The organism is Fructilactobacillus sp. X3R2C1, assembly GCF_059901235.1.
This window is the reverse complement of the sequence record NZ_JBWXVA010000001.1, coordinates 19,837-38,951: the sequence shown is the minus strand read 5'-3', so window position 1 is coordinate 38,951 and position 19,115 is coordinate 19,837. Positions and strand designations below refer to the sequence as shown.

Genomic DNA, 19,115 nt, shown 5'->3' with positions numbered 1-19,115 from the left:
AATGAACTATTTAGATAAGGATTTGCGTTCACTTCACCAGATGTTGGTAAATAAGGAAATTTCGGCCGTTGACTTAGTAAAAGAGACCATGGACAACATCAAAACTACTGACCAAAACATTGATGCTTTTAATAATCTAAATGATAAAGCGCTTGAAAATGCTAAAGCCATTGATGAACGTGGGATTGATCCTAATAATATTTTAGATGGGATTCCGTTGGCTTTGAAAGATAATATCATTACTAAAGAATTACCAACTACTGCATCTTCAAAAATGCTAGAAAATTTCACTTCAATTTATGATGCAACGGTGGCCAAGAAACTTTCTAATGCTGGTACCATTAACGTTGGTAAAACCAACATGGATGAATTTGCAATGGGAAGTTCAACTGAAAATTCAGCCCTTAAAACCACTCACAATCCGTGGGATTATAGCAAAGTTCCTGGCGGTTCGTCCGGTGGTTCGGCTGCCGCAGTTGCTTCCGGTGAAGTTCCAGTTGCACTTGGATCAGATACCGGAGGTTCAATTAGACAACCAGCTTCATTCACGGGAATTGTTGGAATGAAGCCAACCTATGGTCGAGTATCACGTTTTGGACTTATTGCGATGGCTTCAAGTTTTGATCAAATTGGACCTCTTACTAGAAGTGTCTTTGACAATGCTCTGGTTTTAAACGCAATTTCAGGTCATGACGAACACGATTCAACTAGTTCAAAACGGGAAGTTCCTGATTTCACCGAACACATTAAAGATGGGGTCGAGGGGATGAGAATTGGCATTCCCAAGGAATACGTTAATAAGTTATCTCCTGATGTTTCAAAAGCAATCAAAAATGCCGCAGAAACGTTTAAAAAATTAGGTGCAAAGGTTGACTGGGTTTCGATGCCTAATTCTAAATATGGTGTTATTGCTTATAATGCGCTTCAAACCGCTGAAGCATCTTCTAACCTAGAAAGATTCGATGGAATTCGTTATGGATATCGAGCATCAGATGCTCAAACACTTGATGAATTGTACGTTAAATCACGATCAGAAGGGTTTGGGGATGAGGTTAAGCGACGGATTATGCTAGGTACCTTATCGCTTTCTTACGATAATGTTGATAAATATTACAAACAGGCTGCTAAAATTCGGACTTTAATCATCAATGATTTTAAAAAGGTTTTTGCTGACCATGATTTAATTTTGAGTCCAACATCTCGAGTTACTGCCTTTACAATTGGAGTAGAAGATCAAGATCCCATTGAAATGTATATGAATGATATTTTGACGATTCCAGCCAATATGGCTGGAGTTCCTGCTATGTCACAAATTGCTGGATCCAGTAACGGTTTGCCAATCGGAATGCAATTAATGGGGAAACCGTTTGATGAGAGTACCATTTATAAAGCAGGATACGCTTTTGAACAGAATACTGATTTTCACAAGCAAACACCAAAGATGGGAGGTAAATAGTCATGAATTTTGAAACGACCATTGGTCTAGAAGTCCACGTTGAGCTTAAAACTAATTCAAAAATTTACAGTCCATCTGCTGCACAGTTTGGGGACAAGCCCAATAGTAATACTAACGTGATTGACTGGGGTTATCCTGGAACGCTCCCAGTCGTTAACAAGCAGGTCGTTGCGGATGGTATCACCGCGGCTCTAGCTTTACATGCTCATATTGAAAAGCACCCTCATTTTGATCGTAAAAATTATTTCTACCCGGATAATCCGAAGGGGTATCAGATTACTCAAAACGAGAGACCCACTGCTAGAAACGGATGGATTGAAGTCGAGACCGAAAATGGTAAGAAAAAAATTGGAATCGAAGAGATGCATATTGAAGAAGACGCTGGTAAGAATACCCATGAACAAAAATATTCTTACGTTGACTTAAACCGTCAGGGGACTCCGCTTATTGAAATTGTCTCTAAGCCTGAGATGACAACTCCGCAACAGGCATATGATTATCTGGAAGGATTAAGACAACGGATTCAATTTACCGGAATTTCTGATGTCAAGATGGAAGAAGGGTCAATGCGGGTTGATGTTAATATCTCAGTTCGACCCATTGGTAGCAAAGAATTAGGTCAAAAGATTGAATTAAAGAACTTAAATTCATTTAATCATGTCAGAAAATCACTTGAGTACGAAGAACAACGTCAACAACAGGTGTTGATGTCCGGCGGTCAGATTAATTCTGAGAGTCGTCGTTTTGATGAATCTACTGGTAAAACTGAGTTAATGCGTGTCAAAGAGGGAAAAGATGATTATCGTTACTTCCCAGAACCAGATCTTCCAACTTTGAGTATTTCTGATGAATGGATTAATGAATTAAAAGAATCCATGCCTGAGATGCCTATCAAACGTCGTAATCGTTACGTTAATGAATTAGGGATCACTGATTATGATGCAATGGTTATCACTCAGACCAAAGAAATGTCTGATTTTTATGATAAAATGGTTAAATTAGGTGCTGATCCTAAATTAGCCGCTAACTACCTTCAAGATAACGTCAATGCGTACTTGAACGATAATCAAGCTAACTTGGAAGACACCAAAATCACGCCTGAAGCGATGGCTACCATGATTAAAATGATTATGGACGATACCATCTCAAGTAAAATGGCTAAAAAAGTATTTAAGGCAGTTACTAAGGGGCAAGATCCAAAGAAATTCGTTGAAGAAAAAGGACTGGTCCAATTATCTGATCCTAAAAAACTGCAACCAATTATTGATGGGGTCTTAAAAGATAATCAACAGTCAGTTGATGATTATCATAATGGTAAAGATCGAGCTGTTGGGTATTTGGTTGGACAAATTATGAAACAAACTCATGGACAAGCTAATCCGCAAGTTGTAAACAAATTATTGAAAGGTTCTTTAGATAAATAGGGTGATGTAAGAATGGTCAAAAAAGCACGAGTAATTTACAATCCAACGTCTGGACGTGAAATGTTAAAACCGCAGTTGGTTAATATTTTGGATGTTTTGGAGAATGATGGATATGAAGCCAGTGCTTTTGCGACCACTCCCAAACCACATTCAGCACGTGATGAAGCCGCCCGTGCATCTGAAGAGGGATTTGATCTCATCATTGCGGCAGGTGGAGATGGGACCATCAATGAAGTAATTAATGGCATTGCTCCACGTGATTATCGACCACAATTAGGAATCATTCCCGCTGGAACTACCAATGATTTTGCGCGTGCATTGCACATTCCTCGAGATGATTACGTTGAAGCTGCTAAAGTGATCACTAAGGGCAATGTTTCAAAGATGGACGTTGGTAAGGCATACAATGATGAAGTGACTAATTATTTCATTAATATTGCGGCTGGTGGGTTTATGACAGAATTAACTTACAATGTTCCTTCTGATTTAAAGACTATTTTTGGGTATCTTGCATACCTGGTAAAAGGAGCAGAAATGTTGCCAAATGTGAAGCCAGTTCCGATGTTATTAAAGTATGATGGTGGAGAATATCGTGGGAAGGCTTCAATGTTTTTTTTAGCCATGACTAATTCAGTGGGTGGTTTTGAACAAATTGTTCCAAACGCAACCATGGATGATGGTAAATTTACCATGATTATTGTTAAAACCGGTAATTTAGTTGAAATGTTGCAATTAATTGCTAAAGCGTTTAATGGCGGTCGGCACATTGATGATCCTAGGATTATATACAAAAAGACCAATACATTTGAGGCTTTTCCTGGGGATGATAGTCGCTTACAGATTAATCTTGATGGCGAATACGGTGGTGATGCTCCGATGAAGTTTGTCGATCTAAAGCAGCGAATTAGTATTTATTCCAACCTTAAGACTGATGATATCAGTGAGTCGGCTAGTGTCGCTCCTCAGGTCAAAAATGTTGAAAAGAAGTTTGTCAGAAAAGTCGATGAACTTCCATCTGATAGTAAAAAATAAGTTTTGCCGTGTAACGGCAAAACTTTTTAGTAAGGAGAACAAATGAGCGCTAAAAAAGAAGCTCCAGTACAGAAAAACCAAGACCTCACGGTAAACGTGATTGATTTGACTTACCAGGGAATGGGGGTTGGTAAGGTTTCCGATTTTCCGATTTTCATTGAGGATGCTCTTCCAGGTGAGAAAGTCCAGATCAGGGTGATTAAAGTTAAAAAGAACTTCGCCTTTGGAAAATTAGAAAAGATTATCGAACCAAGTCCCAATCGAGTTCAAGCAATTGATCGACGGTATACGCAGTCTGGGATTGCTCCATTACAACACCTTGCATATCCAAAACAATTAGAGTTTAAACAACATCAGATTGAGGAATTGTTTAAGAAGGCTCATTTAAACGTTGCTGTTGCTCAAACAATTGGAATGGATAATCCATCAAAATACCGAAATAAGGCTCAGATTCCGGTTAGGAAGATGAATGGTCAATTGGAAACGGGTTTTTATCGGCGCCACAGTCATGATTTAATTCCAATTGAAGATTTTTACATTCAAGATCCTCACATCGATGAAGCCATTATTAAAGTTAGGGATGTTTTACGAGATTATCATGTTAGTGCTTACAATGAGGGAACTCACAAGGGTTGTATCAGGAATATTATGGTCCGTTATGGAAAAGCAACCGGCGAGATGATGGTAGTTTTGGTTACCAATGGTAAAAACTTGCCACATAAAGATGAAATTATTAAATCCATTAATGATCAGTTGCCTGATTTAGATAGTTTAATTCAAAATGTTAATGATTCTCACGGGAATCGACTGATGGGGGACACGAACATCCTGTTATCAGGTAAAGCTTACATCAAGGATGAACTCTTAAACACCAAGTTTTTGATTTCACCAATGTCGTTTTACCAGGTTAATCCGGTTCAGACTGAAAAACTTTATTCTTTGGCCATCGATAAGGCGCAATTATCGAAAAATGATGTGGTGGTTGATGCGTATTGCGGGATTGGGACAATTTCACTGGCAATGGCACCAAAAGTTAAGCATGTGTACGGAGTTGATGTAGTTGCTGAGGCAATTGAAGATGCCCGAAAGAACGCTAAATTAAATCATATTGATAATGTTAGCTTTGTGGTTGCAAAGGCTGAGGACCAGATGAAGAAGTGGGTAGAGCAGGACATTCGACCAGATGTCGTGGTAGTTGATCCGCCAAGAAAGGGCCTTGATCCAACCTTTATTGCTAGTGTCTTAGAGATGAAGCCAGAACGATTAGTATATGTTTCATGTAATCCTGCTACTCTTGTACGGGATTGTCAGGCTTTAATTGATGGTGGCTATGAAATTAAACAACCCGTTCAACCAGTGGATCAATTTCCGCAAACACCGCATGTTGAAAGTGTAACGGTGTTGGAAAAGAGTAAATAAAAAGAATCTAGCTAGCTAGATTCTTTTTATTTTTCAGTTGAAGTTTTGTTTTTCATCATTTTATGCCAGTAATAAACTGGAATTCCTATTAAAGTGGCTATGATACCAATGATAGCCAAAACGGTTTGGGTCAGGATCGTTGAAACTAAGATAAAGATCCCCCCGACTAGTGCGAGAATTGGGACAATTGGATACCAAGGTACTTTGTATGGGCGAACCAACTCCGGTTCACGCTTTCTTAAGATGAATAAAGCAACGAACAAAAGGCAATTAAATATCCACATCACGAAAACTAACATATCAGTTAGCATATCAAAACTACCCATGAAAATCATAACGACAGCGATCATAAACATAAATAATCCCGAAATATAGGGGGTAGCAGTGTGTTTAGAAAGTTTTGCAAAGTATTTACTAAATGGTAATTGATCGTCTTTACCCATTGCATACGGAACTCTGATCCCGGTTAAGATGTAACCATTCATAGCGCCATAAACGGAAATTAAGATGCCAATGGTCACTAGTTTTCCGCCAATGCCACCAAATAGTTTCATGGCAACTTCATAGGCGGTGTTTTGATTTCCTGCAATTTGGTCAAGTGGCATATTTTTTAAGAAAACCCAGTTTACCAAAACGTAGATGATCATAATAAAAGTTAAACCCAAAATAATGGCCTTAGGCAGGTCCTTTTGGGGATTTTTCATTTCGCCGGCGATGCTTCCGATGTTGATCCATCCATCATAGGCAAACATTGTGGCCAGTAATCCGCCACCAAAAGCAGTTAATAGTTTAGTGGAGCCATGGTTCTGGATTGGAGGCCAAAAAGATACATCAACGTGACCCGGGAGTAATATTCCAGCAATTACAATGATAAAGATAGGAATTAATTTGACAATTAGTGTCAAAGATTGGACTCTTCCGGCCACTTTTGATCCTAAAAGGTTAATTAACGTAACACTTAATGCACAAATAATTGCAATGGTAATTGAGAGTGATGTTGATAAGTGAAACAAATTAATTAGTTGAGTGGAGAAAACAATTGAGAGAGCCGCTAAGTTGGCCGGAAAATACACAAGGATTTCGGCCCATCCCAGTAGGAATCCAGTTAGCGGTCCATAAGTATACTTTAAGTATTGAATGGTTCCTCCAGTTTTAGGAATGGCCGCAGCCAATTCTGAAACCGTTAGTCCACCACAAATTGTTAAAAGGCCACCAATGATCCATGCTAGGATGGTGAGAGTGACAGAATGAGTATTAGATACGACACTGGCAGTTTTGAAAAAGACTCCAGCACCGATCACGGTTCCCATGACAGTTGACAGGGCAGCACCGATTCCAATGTTTTTCTTTAAGTTGCTTTGAGGCATTTGATCCACTCCTTTTTGCGTAATGGTTAATTATAGCATGGGGCCAAATCGAAGTCAGTACATAAAATAAAAAAGCATCCAATTGGATGCTTTTTAGTGATATTGATTTAGTCTTCGTCTTTTGGACCGGTTTTCCAATCATTTTCATGTTCACGTTGGTAATTAGCAATGTTCTTGTATTCTGGTTGAAGATGACGACTTAGACGAATGTAAATTGGGATCAATTCACGATAAGCTTGGTAATTCTTTGGATTTGGTTTATGAGTATTGGTAACCCCAACAAACTTGCTGACGTCGTAAAGGCTGTCAATCATGCCTAAACTGTACATTCCAAGGGTAGCAGCTCCAAGAGCCGTACCTTCGAAGCTTTCTGGAATGTTGACGTCTTGTTCAAAGATGTCGGCTAACATTTGGCGCCAAAGTTCTGAACGAGCAAAACCACCAGTTGCTTGAATACTCTTTGGTTCGCCAACAACTTCTTCAAGGGCTAACATAACGGTGTAGAGGTTATACACGATTCCTTCAAGAGCAGATCGAATCATGTGAGCACGAGTGTGTTTTCTGGTCAAACCGAAGTATGTTCCACGAGCGTCGGCATCCCAGATTGGAGCTCTTTCACCACCCAAGAACGGTAAGAAGATTAACCCTTCGGATCCTGCTGGAATCTTAGAAGCAATTTCAGTTAGAAGATCGTAAGCATCAATATTCATCTGTTCGGCAGTGACTTTTTCTGGCAAGCAAAGTTGATCACGAACCCAACGGAAGACAATTCCACCGTTATTAACGGGTCCACCGACAACCCACATATTCTTAGCTAGGTAGTAACAGAATACACGACCCTTAGGATCAATCGTTGGCTTGTCGTTAACGACACGAACGGCACCAGAAGTTCCAATTGTGACAGCTACTACACCTGGTTTAATGGCGTCTACCCCTAAGTTAGCCAGAGGACCGTCAGAAGCACCAATGATAAATGGTGTATCTTTATCAATTCCAATTTTATTGGCGTATTCTTCGTTTAAGCCCTTTAATTGATAAGTGGTGTCTACTAATTCAGGCAGTTGATCACGCTTGATGCCAGCAACTTTTAATGCTTCATCGTCCCAGTCCATGTCAAAAATATTGAATAGGCCAGTTGCATTAGCGATCGAATAGTCTTCTTTTAGAACCCCAAATAATTTATAGTTGATGTATTCTTTAACACCAACAAAATAACGGGCTTTTTTAAACAATTCAGGCTTTTCATTTCTGAGCCACATGGCCTTTACAAGTGGTGTCATTGGATGAGTTGGAACACCAGTCTTTTTGTAAAGTTCCATTCCAATGCCGTTTTCTTTTAATTTATCTGCGTATTCAACGGCACGATTATCTGCCCAAGTGATTGCGCGGGTGAGTGGCTTGTGGTTCTCATCCAAGAGGATCAAACTGTGCATCGCACACGAATATGAAACTCCCTTGATGGTGTCTTTTTTAGGGTCTACTTTTTTAAGAACATTTTGTAGACCTTGAATCATCGCTGAGAAAATCTCCTCTGGATCTTCTTCTGCCATGTCGGCAGTGTCTTGATACAAAGTATATCCATCGTTTGAATAACCTTTAACTTCACCTTTGTCATCGTATAAAACGGTTTTGACACTTGTAGTTCCGATGTCGACCCCAATTACGTTTTCCATTATAATCTTTCCCTTCCATGCTAGTTGATGCACTCTATGACAGATTTCATGCCAACTTTATTAAGTGATCGAGTAAAAAAATTATACTACTTATAACGCTTTCATTATATTGAAATCAACGTTTGAATTCAAGCGAATATCAATAAATAGTGATAATATTGATTTATAATTATACTAATTATAAGAAATGATTGAGGAGGTCCAAATGACTGAGATTAACCGGTCCAACCTTCGAAAAAAAGCAAGAAAAGAAAAATTAACTAGGTGGGCATTAATTGGACTGGCTAGTGTACTGCTACTAGTTATCGTTATTTCCGTTTGGATGTACTTTGCCCATAAAAATCGTGATCGCGAATTGCTTTTGAAAAAGTATCCAGTTCAGGGTGTGACGGTAAATCAAGACGATGGGTACATCGATTTTACGGCACTTAAACAGAAAGGCCAAAAGTTCGTGTACATTCGTTCTACTCAAGGAGCAAGCTTTGCTGACGATAATTTTGACAATAATTACAATCGCAGTCAGGGATCTGGGTTAAAGATTGGGGTTTATCATACCTATGGATTTAAGAGTAGTATTGAGGACCAGGAGAGTAATTTTATAACTCAAGTCAAAGATAATACCGGGACGCTTCCAATCGTCATTCAAGTTCAATATTACTATCCGTATGATGAAAACAACGTGAATTTAAAGCAACAAAAGAAACGGATTAATGAATTCGTTCAGTTTTTGTACCAGAGATACGATCGACCTGTTATTATTAATACTAACGAGAAGATGTACCGAGAATTTAGATCAATTCCACACGCCGCTTTTTGGTTAAATAGTGAAAGCGATGCAAAGAAACCGCACGTGCGCTTTATCAACATGAATTCTTCCGATCATTTAAACATTGATGGGCAGAAGGGAAGCTTTGATTCCGTAGCTTTTAATGGGAACCAGAAGCAGTGGAATCAGTATCTAGGTCAGGTAAATATTGTGAATAATGAAGAAGTACAATGGGAGAATTATAATGATTAAATTAGGAATAATTGGAACTAACTGGATCACACAAAAGTTTGTTGATGCTGCTGTTAGTACTGGCAAGTATAAGTTGAACGCTGTTTATTCAAGAAAATTAGATACGGCGCGGAAATTTGCTCAGCCAAATGATTGTGACAACATTTTTGATGATTTACAGGTTTTCTTTGAATCTGACAAATTCGACACCGTTTATATTGCTTCACCAAATGCCATTCACTATCAACAAGTCATTGAAGCACTTAAGCATGACAAGAATGTCATTGTTGAAAAGCCTGCTTTTATTGGACCATATCAATTCCAGTCTGCCATCGACACGTTAAAGCAACATCCCAAAGCTCGCTTAATGGAAGCAGCACGGAACATTCACATGCCCGCTTTTAAAGCGGTTCAAGATCAAATTGATGATATTAAAATTGATGGGGCAGAATTTACTTTTAGCAAATATTCTTCTCGATACGATAAGGTTCTTAAGGGTGAAGTTCCGAATGTCTTTAACCTTAAATTTGGTGGCGGAGCCTTGGAAGACCTCGGAGTTTATCCTGTGTATGATGCCGTTGCTCTATTTGGATTACCAAGAACACAGATGTACTATCCTAAATTCATTGAAACCGGAGCTGATGGTGGTGGAGTCGCTGTTTTAAACTATGGTACTTTTGATGTTACTTTAAACTTTAGTAAGGTGATTACTTCGTATCAACAATCAGAGATCTACTGTGGAAAGCAAACGGTCTTAATTGATAATGCTGGTGAGTTTACGGCAGCTAAATTAATGAATGAGGGTAAAGAAAGTGAGATTTCTCCTCTTTATACCGACAATCCGATGATTCCAGAAGCAAATGATTTTGCTGAAGTCATAAATCATCCAGGGAATCCTGTTTACGAGAATCGATACGTTGGAGGACTGAATTTAATGCAGAAAGTTAATGCTTTAATGGGACGTCTTGCTGATAGTGCTGGAATTCATTATTTACAAATAGGAGAATAGTGTGCTCGAACAATTTGTTAAACGTTTTGAAAAATTAGGATATAAGGACCAGACGCCCATCCAAAAAGCTGTCTATGCACCAATGATTGAGGGTGAAAATGACATTGTCGCACTATCACCAACTGGTTCTGGCAAGACCGTGGCGTTTACAATGCCGATTTTGGCTAATTCGATGCCAGGGGTTGGCACACAGGTCATTGTGATCGAACCTACTCAAGAACTGGCGATGCAAGTGGCAGGTGTGATTAGAGATTGGGCGGTTCCTTTTAAAGTGAAAATTTTGCCATTGATTGGTGGAGCAAATGTTAAACGGCAACAGGAACAGTTAAAAAAACATCCAGAGATTGTTGTGGGAACTCCCGGAAGAATTCTTAGCTTGATTAATGAACGAAAATTAAAGGTTAATGACGTTGAAACAGTGGTCATTGACGAAGCTGATGATTTGCTCAACGATACTTCTTTAGATCAGGTTAAAAATATTATTGCTGCAGTTCCTAGAGATGCTCAGGCTGCCTACTTTTCTGCTACAGACACTGATGTTTTGTATCATCTAAAGGAAAAAATGGGTAAAAGTGCCGACATAATTGACGTTAGGGATGTTGATCAAACCAGGGGTAAGGTAACCCATGGCCTCTTTCAAATTTCGCGTGCCAAACGAAATGAGATGTTAAACCGGTTATCTAAAATTCAAGGATTTAAAGCATTAGTATTTTTTAATCAGACTGATACGCTTAATCGGGCTTTTAATTTCTTCAAACACGAGGGAAATGGCAAGGTACAAAAATTAGCCGCAGGTGAAAGTAAACAGAGCCGCAAAAAGGCGCTGGATGATTTTCGTTTGGGAAGAATTAAATTATTATTAACGACTGACGTGGCTGCAAGGGGACTTGACATTGCAAAATTACCAGCTGTGATTAATTATGATTTGCCAAATGAATCGAATACCTACATTCATCGTGTTGGTCGAACGGGCCGAATGGGTGAGCCAGGGTTAGTAATTAATTTTGGAGATGACCATGATCTTCGCGATTTAAAGCACGTTTTAGATAATAGTGAATATGAATTAAAACCAATTTATTATTTCAATGGGGAGATCGTTGATCACATTGATGATTCACAGTTAGAACATCAAAAAGAAATCAAACAACAGGCACTGACTAAAAAAAGACAGGTGCACGAAGCTATCCAGGCTAAACCAAAAAAGAATAAACACCGAAAACGAAAACAAAAAGATAAGGGTAAACCAAGTAGTCATAAAAATCACCATTAGTTTGGTTCTTTACTAAATTTTTTATTCGTGAGAGAATAGAAAATGTTTTTGGCCCCATAGCACAACTGGATAGGGCAACCGCCTCCTAAGCGGTCGATCTCAGTTCGAGTCTGAGTGGGGTCATCTATAAGCGTTAAAACACTTCATTTAAATGAGGTGTTTTTTATTTGGGCAAATGTTGGTGATGACAATTAATTAATTGATTTTTGGGCTTATGGGCGATTATAATAGGTTCTACACGGATTTATATTTTAGGAGGAAATTATATTGAATATCTTAATTGCTTTACTCCCAGCGTTAGGTTGGGGTCTTCTTCCTATTGCAACTGGGTTAATCGGTGGTAAACCAGTTAATCAGTTGATGGGAACTACATATGGAGCGTTAATTATTGCCATCCTTGTGTTTATTTTTAAACAGCCAGTGATCACCATGCAGGACTTTTGGTGGTGTTTACTTTCAGGGATGGCTTGGGCAGTTGGTCAAATGACTCAGTACATGGCCTTTACTCAAATTGGTGTATCACGAACGATGCCAATTTCAACTGGTTTGCAGTTAGTTGGTACTTCAGTTACCGGAGTAATCTTCTTTGGTGAATGGGCTGGCTTAATTCCCAAGCTAGCTGGTTTTGGATCAATTATTTTGATTATCATTGGGGTCTTACTAACAACTTTGAAAGACAATGGCAGTAATGAACCCAAGACGGCTGAAGAGAATGCCGCTCAGCATACTCGGAATGGTTTAATTCTGTTAGTAATTGGCATGTTTGGATATATCGGTTACTCTGATTTTCCAAGGATTGCTAATACCAATGGTTGGTCAGCCTTTCTGCCCCAGACGATCGGGATGGTCATCATGGGAACGATCTTTGTTATTATTAGTGCTTACAAAACCAAGGTTAATCCGTTTAAACAAGCTGTTTCATATAAAAACATTATTACCGGATTTTTGTTCGGATTTGGTGCCTTCTTCTATCTAATCTCGACTGAATTAAACGGAGTGGCCACTGGATTTACGATTTCACAGATGTGTGTTGTCATTTCAACCTTTGGTGGAATTATAATTCTTCACGAACACAAGACAAAGAAAGAACTAGTATTTGTCACACTTGGAATGATTTGTGTCATTCTTGGTGGTGTCATTACAAGTTTTATTTAAAATTTTATCTTTTCAAAAAAGGACACATTTAGTGTCCTTTTTTTGTGAAGTTGAATATCGGTTTGATTTAAAAGGTAGTATATTGAACTTGAAGAGAATGGTTAGAAATTATTTTAATTCGGGGGATTAAGTTTGAATATTATAATTGCATTATTACCAGCGATTGCTTGGGGTATTTTACCAATTTCAATCGGTTTGCTAGGTGGAAAGCCAATTAATCAACTAATGGGTTCTACATATGGAGCCATTTTAATTGCTGTTATTGTCTATTTCATTAAGCAACCAGTGATTTCAAAAGAAGTTTTTTGGCTTTGTCTTCTGTCTGGGATGGCATGGGCAATTGGACAATATACTCAGTACACGGCATTTTCACTGATGGGAGTTTCGCTATCCATGCCAGTGTCAACTGGTCTTCAGTTGATTGGCAATTCATTAACTGGAGTAATTGTTTTTGGTGAATGGGCGGGTTTGATTCCAAAGTTAGCTGGATTCGGATCGATTATTTTAATCATTTTGGGTGTTTTACTAACTACCAAAAAAGACAGAACGTTAGCACCAAAAACTGAGGAAGAAAAGCAACAGGTTAATATTAGAAAGGGTGTTTTAGTTTTAATCATCGGAACTTTTGGGTATGTTGGCTATTCGGCATTCCCAAAAGTTGCTAATACTAATGGATGGGCAGCGTTTCTCCCTCAAACCATTGGAATGGTCGTGATGGGAACTATCTTTGCCTGCTTTATAATATTTAAAACCAAGGTTAATCCATTTAAAGAAGTGGCTACCTATAAAAATATTATCAGTGGTTTCTTGTTTGGATTTGGTGCTTTAACCTATTTGATTTCAACCGAATTAAATGGAGTAGCAACTGGATTTACAATTTCGCAAATGTGTGTTGTCATATCAACCTTTGGTGGAATCATCTTTTTACACGAACACAAAACTAAAAGAGAACTTTTATATATTACCATTGGAATGATTTTCGTCATTATTGGCGGGGTCATTACTAGTTTTATTAAGTAAAAGAAGAGGTGGCCAATGCTATTTTGAAGCTTAATTTTAAAAGATGGTGTTGAAAACTGGCATGAAACCGTATACAATTAATTTATAGCGTTGTTTTAATTTAATAATTGGAAAGAGGAAAAGAAATGTCATACATGCCCTTCATAGTGTTGATTTTAGGAATCGCACTTCTCCTTTTCATGATCATCAAACTTAAGCTAAATACTTTTGTTTCCTTGATCATCACAGCTATTTTAGTTGCGCTTGGATTAGGAATGAACCCAGCATCAATTGCCGATGCCATTAAGACTGGTATTGGTAGTACATTAGGTGAATTGGCCATCGTCTTCGGATTCGGTGCCATGATCGGTCGTTTGGTTTCTGATTCTGGTGGTTCGTATCGAATCGCCAAGACGCTGATCGACAAATTTGGAAAGAAGCGATTACAGATTGCAATCGTAATTGCTTCGTTCATTATCGGAATGTCATTGTTCTTCGAAGTTGGATTGGTATTACTTACTCCAATCGTCTTCGCGGTTGCCCTTGAAGCCGATGTACCATTTGTTTATCTAGGAATTCCAATGGCGGCTGCATTGTCAGCAACCCAGGGATTCTTACCACCACAACCTGCTCCAACTGCTGTTGCCACAGCCTTGGGCGCTAATATTGGTGAGGTATTGCTCTTTGGTATCATTGTTGCAATTCCAGCTGTTTTAATTGCGGGTCCTGTCTTTACGAAGTTTGCTGAGAAGTTTGTTCCGAGCGCGTTCGTAGTCAAGAAGAGCCTGCCAGCTTTTGGTGAAGTTAAAGAATACAAGTTAGATGAAACTCCTAGTTTTGGTCTTTCGGTTTTAACTTCATTATTACCAGCTATTTTCATGGCGGTTAATACCATTTACCAGTTAGTTTTTCATGGTGGGAAAGCAGTTGCTAAGCCATCAGGATTTGATGCTATTATCTCGATGTTAGGTAACCCAATGATTGCCATGGTAATCGCTTTAGTATTTGCCATCTGGTCAATGGGCTTCCATCGTGGTAAGAAAATGAGTGACGTTTCTAAGAGTATTGAAGCCTCCGTTAAATCAATTGCCATGCTTCTATTGGTTATTGGTGGTGGTGGTGCTTTCAAGCAAGTCTTGATTGATGGTGGTGTTGGTGATGCCGTTAAGAACATCATGATGCACTCATCATTATCTCCAATCATCCTTGGATGGTTAGTTGCCGTTATTCTTCGTGTATCGCTAGGTTCAGCTACGGTGGCTGGAATGACTGCTGCCGGGCTTGTTATGCCACTGATGTCTTCATTGAACGTTAACCCAGTAATGATGGCATTAGCCATTGGTGCTGGATCACTTGCCGCATCACACGTTAACGATGCCGGATTCTGGATGTTCAAAGAATACTTTGACTTAACTATGAAACAAACTTTCTCAATTTGGACGGTGTTAGAAACTGTGATTTCAGTTGTGGGGCTAATAATGGTCTTGATTCTGAATGGAATTCTGGGAATGTTCTAAGTTAGTTAATAAATTCAAAAAGACTTCACTTTATGATGTGAAGTCTTTTTTGTATAAAAAAGCCACCTATAATTTTATAGGTGGCTACCGGTTAAACTATGCTTCGTCCTTAATGATGTACTGAGGACGGTGTTTCGTTTCTAAATAAATTTTTCCAATGTATTTTCCTAGAATGCCCACACAGAAGAGTTGGATTCCACCGATTAGGAGAATAATTGATACTAAAGAAGGCCAACCAGATACGGCTCCTCCAAAGAATAATGCCCTGATAACGACAAAAGCAATCCCAACGAGTGAGAGTAAAAATGAGATTATCCCAACGTAAGTGGCAAAGGTTAGTGGGGCATCAGAGAAATCAATAATTCCTTCCATCGAGTATTCTACCAATTGTGAGAAAGACCAATGAGTTTCTCCAGCAGCCCGAGGGACACCCTGATACTCTAAATATTTGGTGTTAAAACCAACCCAAGCAAAGATTCCTTTTGAGAATCGATTGTATTCTGTTAGTTCATTTACTGCATCGACGTAACGTCGAGACATTAAACGATAATCTCGAACGTTAGGTTTAATTTTAACGTCTGACATTTTATCGATGACTTTATAAAACATCGAAGAACAGAAAGCTCGAACTGGATTCTGCTTTCTGCTTGTTTGGACACACCCAACGCAATCATAGTCCTGGGTCTGAATAATTTTGAGCATTTTAGGAAGGAGTTCCGGCGGATCTTGGAGATCAACGTCCATTAATGCAATGTAATTGCCTTTGGCATTTCTTAGCCCAGCAGCCATTCCAGCTTCTTTCCCGAAGTTTCTTGAAAATGAGATGAAGTGAACGGTGTCAGGATGTTTTTCGTGAAGATTTTTAATGATCTTAAAGGTATTGTCACTTGATCCATCATTTATAAAAAGGTAATCAGGCTCATACTTTTCACCGTCTTTATTCATTTGTGCAAAAACCTTTTCCACAGTTTTGTAGAAAAGTTCAATTGATTCCTGTTCATTATAACAAGGAACAATCAGACTAATTTTTTCCAAAATTAATTACTCCTTAGTACTTGGCAATTAAACTTTTAAATTCAAAAATACATTACCAATTATTTACAGATTGTTTAATATCATTTTATCATTATTTAAAGTGGTTTGGCATCGGAATTGGGTAAATCTTTTGATATACTTAAGGTACTAGGCAAATGGGAGGGATTAAATGTGACCAGACCAATTAAAATTATGACTGTTTTTGGAACTCGACCGGAGGCCATTAAGATGGCTCCAATTATTTTAGAGATGAAGCGAAATCGAAACAAGTTTAAACCAATCACAGTGGTCACGGGTCAACATCGTGAAATGCTGCAGCAGGTTCTCGATATTTTCAAAATCACTCCCGATTATAATTTAAACATTATGAAGAATGATCAAACACTTGGAGATATTACTGTTTCTGTGATCACTAAGTTAGGTCCAATTATTTCTAAAACTAATCCAGATATTATTCTAGTTCATGGTGATACTACGAGTACGTTTGCCGCTTCAGTGGTTGCTTTTTATCATAAAAAAATGTTAGGTCACGTTGAAGCAGGACTGCGTACTCATAATAAATATTCCCCATATCCAGAGGAAATGAATCGTCAATTAACGGATGTTTTAGCTGACTTGTACTTTGCACCCACGGAGTTAAGTAAGCAAAATTTAATAAAAGAGAATCATCCGGGGTCAAACATCTTTGTTACAGGAAATACTGCCATTGATGCTCTTCATCAAACGGTGAGTGATGATTATCATCATTCGATCTTAGATAACATTGATGATGGACAGCGGATCATCTTACTTACAATGCATCGGCGCGAAAATCTAGGTGAACCAATGAAACGAACGTTTCAGGCAATTAAACAAGTTGTTGATTCACATCCTGATGTGGACGTGGTTTACCCGGTTCATCTTAATCCAGTGGTTCAAAAGATGGCCCAACAGATTTTTAAGGGCGATTCTCGTATCCATTTGATTGCACCTTTAGATGTGGTTGATTTTCATAATATGGCTGCTCGGAGTTATTTTATTATGTCTGACTCTGGTGGGGTTCAAGAAGAAGCTCCTTCACTTGGAAAGCCCGTTTTGGTTCTTAGAGAATCGACTGAACGCCCCGAAGGAGTTAAAGCGGGCACTTTGAGATTAGTTGGGACTGATCCTAAGGCCATTAAAGATGCGATGGAGGACTTACTTGATAATCCAGATGAATACCGAAAGATGGCTGATGCTCATAATCCTTATGGGGATGGAACGGCAGCTAAGCAAATTTTATCTGCAATTGAGGCAACTTTTAAAGGAGAGTCCTAGCTTGTGGAACTAAAAACAAATCAAAAAGTAATTTCATTTGTTAAGTTAGTTATGAAACATTTTAAGATGGGGAACGTTTCTGATTCTGCCATCGTCTTGGCGTATTATTCCCTCTTATCACTGTTTCCAATTTTAATTATGATTGGTAGCATCATTAAACTTTTACATGGAGATCCTAATGATATCTTAATGTATATCAGAACCGCGGTTCCGTCATCGATTTATACGATGCTTTTGCCCATGATTAAGTCAGCTTTTGATAATAATAATAGTGGTGGTAGCTTATCGATTGGGTTGTTGCTGGTAATTTGGTCAGCTAGTCAGGCGATGGCAGCATTTCAACGAACGGTTAACCGAACTTACGGAGTAGCTGACACTCAGAATGCCATCACGAATCGTTTAATTTCATTTGTGTGGATGCTTTTACTGGTACTCTTATTGATTGTTTTAATGATTTTGCAAGGGTTTGGTCAAGAAATTATCACGTACTTGAGACCAATTCTGCATCTTTCAACCATTGCAACGCAAGTGGTTGCATCCATTCGAATTCCATTTATTATTTCTGGGTCTTTCATAGTTGTGATGCTTTTGTACTATTTTGTGCCAAGTGTTAAGACCAAGATTCGTTATACAATTCTAGGATCAGCGATATCTGTGCTTGGTTTAATGATTTTGTCACAAGCTTTTTCGCTAATCATTGAGTACTTTTTTAGAAATATTACCGCTTATAAGACGTTAGGAACTTTTATAGTAGTGATGTTGTGGTTATATTTTATTGGACTCGTGCTGATGTTTGGGGCCGTTATTAATGCCAGTATACAAGAGTACTTTACTGGTAACATTGAATCAACAAACGGATCCGTTCGGTCTATTATTTCTAGTGCACGTAAATTTCGTTCCAAAAAGAAAAACACCACCCAGAATTAGGTGGTGATGTTTTTTGCTAAATTATTTTTCGCTGGATTTCACCAGTTCACGAGAAAACTGGTCAAGAACTTTGATGTCATCTTCATCAGGTTCAAGATTGATTTTGACGCTTTTAGCTCCTTGAGTAGCGTTAGTTTTCCTTAAAACTTTGGTAAATGCGTCGACGGCAACGTTATAATATTCTTGATAAAAAACGTCTCCAGAACCAGCCACTCCAAAAACTTTTCCTTTTAGGTTCAGTGAATCTAAATCTTCAAAAAAGTCCATCCCTTCTTCAGGGAGAGCTCCTTCGTCGTAGGTGTATGGACATATAACAATAATATCGGTATCTTTAAGTTCGTCCGCGTCGGTTTGAGAAATTTCAGATTCTTCGACATCTACGCCAAGGTCCTCAAGTCCCTCGGTGACGATATCAGCAACGTCTTCGTTATTACCAGTAATGGTGGCGTAAATCACGTGTGCTTTTGGCATGAGTGAAACCACTTCCTTTGTAGTGTTTTCAAATAAGTATATCAGAATAGTTTCAAATTGTTAATTTG

Annotated in this window: 16 protein-coding genes and 1 tRNA gene; 13 read left to right on the top strand and 4 right to left on the bottom strand. The window is 38.5% G+C overall.

Annotation, left to right across the window (positions count from 1 at the left end):
• Nucleotide 1 precedes the first annotated feature (1 nt).
• Genes gatA through rlmD form a run of 4 tightly spaced genes read left to right on the top strand, consistent with a single transcriptional unit; the run spans nt 2 to nt 5,331 of the window.
• Nucleotides 2-1,456 carry an Asp-tRNA(Asn)/Glu-tRNA(Gln) amidotransferase subunit GatA gene (gatA, locus tag AC6UDB_RS00165; RefSeq protein WP_500708841.1) on the top strand — a complete coding sequence of 485 codons (1,455 nt, stop codon included), beginning with the start codon at nt 2-4 and terminating at the stop codon, nt 1,454-1,456.
• 2 nt (nt 1,457-1,458) lie between these two features.
• Nucleotides 1,459-2,880, top strand: a complete 1,422-nt coding sequence (gene gatB / locus AC6UDB_RS00160; protein ID WP_500693575.1) for an Asp-tRNA(Asn)/Glu-tRNA(Gln) amidotransferase subunit GatB — start codon at nt 1,459-1,461, stop codon at nt 2,878-2,880.
• A gap of 12 nt (nt 2,881-2,892) precedes the next feature.
• Nucleotides 2,893-3,912 (top strand): diacylglycerol kinase, encoded by a 1,020-nt coding sequence (locus tag AC6UDB_RS00155; RefSeq protein ID WP_500708840.1) that lies wholly within the window; start codon nt 2,893-2,895, stop codon nt 3,910-3,912.
• 42 nt (nt 3,913-3,954) lie between these two features.
• Nucleotides 3,955-5,331, top strand: a complete 1,377-nt coding sequence (rlmD, locus tag AC6UDB_RS00150) for a 23S rRNA (uracil(1939)-C(5))-methyltransferase RlmD (protein ID WP_500708839.1) — start codon at nt 3,955-3,957, stop codon at nt 5,329-5,331.
• A gap of 26 nt (nt 5,332-5,357) precedes the next feature.
• On the opposite strand, the gene AC6UDB_RS00145 is transcribed toward rlmD, so the two are convergent.
• Both AC6UDB_RS00145 and gntK read right to left on the bottom strand, forming a co-directional pair.
• The gene (locus AC6UDB_RS00145) at nt 5,358-6,698 is read right to left on the bottom strand and encodes an APC family permease (protein WP_500708838.1); all 1,341 of its coding nucleotides are present in this window, start codon (nt 6,696-6,698) and stop codon (nt 5,358-5,360) included.
• Nucleotides 6,699-6,805: 107 nt separating this feature from the next.
• A complete protein-coding gene (gene gntK, locus AC6UDB_RS00140) occupies nt 6,806-8,371 on the bottom strand; it encodes a gluconokinase (RefSeq protein WP_500696546.1) in 1,566 nt (521 codons plus the stop codon).
• A 205-nt stretch (nt 8,372-8,576) separates the two neighbouring features.
• Here gntK and AC6UDB_RS00135 point away from each other — a divergent pair, with 205 nt between their 5' ends.
• From AC6UDB_RS00135 to AC6UDB_RS00105, 7 genes are all read left to right on the top strand, one after another.
• The gene (locus tag AC6UDB_RS00135; protein ID WP_500708837.1) at nt 8,577-9,389 is read left to right on the top strand and encodes a GH25 family lysozyme; all 813 of its coding nucleotides are present in this window, start codon (nt 8,577-8,579) and stop codon (nt 9,387-9,389) included.
• Nucleotides 9,382-10,377: a Gfo/Idh/MocA family protein gene (locus AC6UDB_RS00130; protein WP_500708836.1), complete on the top strand. Its 996-nt coding sequence runs from the start codon at nt 9,382-9,384 to the stop codon at nt 10,375-10,377. The genes AC6UDB_RS00135 and AC6UDB_RS00130 overlap by 8 nt, the downstream gene beginning before the upstream one ends.
• Nucleotide 10,378: 1 nt before the next feature.
• Nucleotides 10,379-11,647 (top strand): DEAD/DEAH box helicase, encoded by a 1,269-nt coding sequence (locus tag AC6UDB_RS00125; RefSeq protein ID WP_500708835.1) that lies wholly within the window; start codon nt 10,379-10,381, stop codon nt 11,645-11,647.
• Nucleotides 11,648-11,697: 50 nt separating this feature from the next.
• Nucleotides 11,698-11,770, top strand: a tRNA-Arg gene (locus AC6UDB_RS00120).
• A 144-nt stretch (nt 11,771-11,914) separates the two neighbouring features.
• Nucleotides 11,915-12,802, top strand: coding sequence for a GRP family sugar transporter (locus AC6UDB_RS00115; protein ID WP_500693583.1), 888 nt, complete (start codon nt 11,915-11,917; stop codon nt 12,800-12,802).
• Between the two features lie 132 nt (nt 12,803-12,934).
• Complete coding sequence (locus AC6UDB_RS00110) at nt 12,935-13,822, top strand: GRP family sugar transporter (RefSeq protein ID WP_500708834.1); 888 nt, start codon at nt 12,935-12,937, stop codon at nt 13,820-13,822.
• Nucleotides 13,823-13,956: 134 nt separating this feature from the next.
• A complete protein-coding gene (locus AC6UDB_RS00105; RefSeq protein ID WP_500693612.1) occupies nt 13,957-15,318 on the top strand; it encodes a gluconate:H+ symporter in 1,362 nt (453 codons plus the stop codon).
• 96 nt (nt 15,319-15,414) lie between these two features.
• On the opposite strand, the gene AC6UDB_RS00100 is transcribed toward AC6UDB_RS00105, so the two are convergent.
• On the bottom strand, nt 15,415-16,353 hold the full coding sequence (locus tag AC6UDB_RS00100) for a glycosyltransferase family 2 protein (RefSeq protein WP_500708833.1): 939 nt from the start codon (nt 16,351-16,353) through the stop codon (nt 15,415-15,417).
• Between the two features lie 192 nt (nt 16,354-16,545).
• Between AC6UDB_RS00100 and wecB the strand changes: the two genes are divergently transcribed.
• Together wecB and AC6UDB_RS00090 are read left to right on the top strand one after the other, a co-directional pair.
• Nucleotides 16,546-17,649: a non-hydrolyzing UDP-N-acetylglucosamine 2-epimerase gene (wecB, locus tag AC6UDB_RS00095; RefSeq protein ID WP_500706350.1), complete on the top strand. Its 1,104-nt coding sequence runs from the start codon at nt 16,546-16,548 to the stop codon at nt 17,647-17,649.
• 3 nt (nt 17,650-17,652) lie between these two features.
• Nucleotides 17,653-18,576, top strand: a complete 924-nt coding sequence (locus AC6UDB_RS00090) for a YihY/virulence factor BrkB family protein (protein ID WP_500695211.1) — start codon at nt 17,653-17,655, stop codon at nt 18,574-18,576.
• Nucleotides 18,577-18,597: 21 nt separating this feature from the next.
• Here AC6UDB_RS00090 and AC6UDB_RS00085 read toward each other — a convergent pair whose 3' ends face one another.
• Nucleotides 18,598-19,047 carry a flavodoxin gene (locus AC6UDB_RS00085; protein WP_500708832.1) on the bottom strand — a complete coding sequence of 150 codons (450 nt, stop codon included), beginning with the start codon at nt 19,045-19,047 and terminating at the stop codon, nt 18,598-18,600.
• Between the last annotated feature and the right edge of the window lie 68 nt (nt 19,048-19,115).

Coding starts and splice junctions, on each gene's coding strand:
- AC6UDB_RS00085 (WP_500708832.1), bottom strand. CDS start 19,047: ATGCCAAAAGCACACGTGATTTACGCCACCATTACTGGTAATAACGAA.
- AC6UDB_RS00145 (WP_500708838.1), bottom strand. CDS start 6,698: ATGCCTCAAAGCAACTTAAAGAAAAACATTGGAATCGGTGCTGCCCTG.
- AC6UDB_RS00130 (WP_500708836.1), top strand. CDS start 9,382: ATGATTAAATTAGGAATAATTGGAACTAACTGGATCACACAAAAGTTT.
- gatB (WP_500693575.1), top strand. CDS start 1,459: ATGAATTTTGAAACGACCATTGGTCTAGAAGTCCACGTTGAGCTTAAA.
- AC6UDB_RS00155 (WP_500708840.1), top strand. CDS start 2,893: ATGGTCAAAAAAGCACGAGTAATTTACAATCCAACGTCTGGACGTGAA.
- rlmD (WP_500708839.1), top strand. CDS start 3,955: ATGAGCGCTAAAAAAGAAGCTCCAGTACAGAAAAACCAAGACCTCACG.
- wecB (WP_500706350.1), top strand. CDS start 16,546: ATGACTGTTTTTGGAACTCGACCGGAGGCCATTAAGATGGCTCCAATT.
- AC6UDB_RS00105 (WP_500693612.1), top strand. CDS start 13,957: ATGCCCTTCATAGTGTTGATTTTAGGAATCGCACTTCTCCTTTTCATG.
- AC6UDB_RS00135 (WP_500708837.1), top strand. CDS start 8,577: ATGACTGAGATTAACCGGTCCAACCTTCGAAAAAAAGCAAGAAAAGAA.
- gntK (WP_500696546.1), bottom strand. CDS start 8,371: ATGGAAAACGTAATTGGGGTCGACATCGGAACTACAAGTGTCAAAACC.
- gatA (WP_500708841.1), top strand. CDS start 2: ATGAACTATTTAGATAAGGATTTGCGTTCACTTCACCAGATGTTGGTA.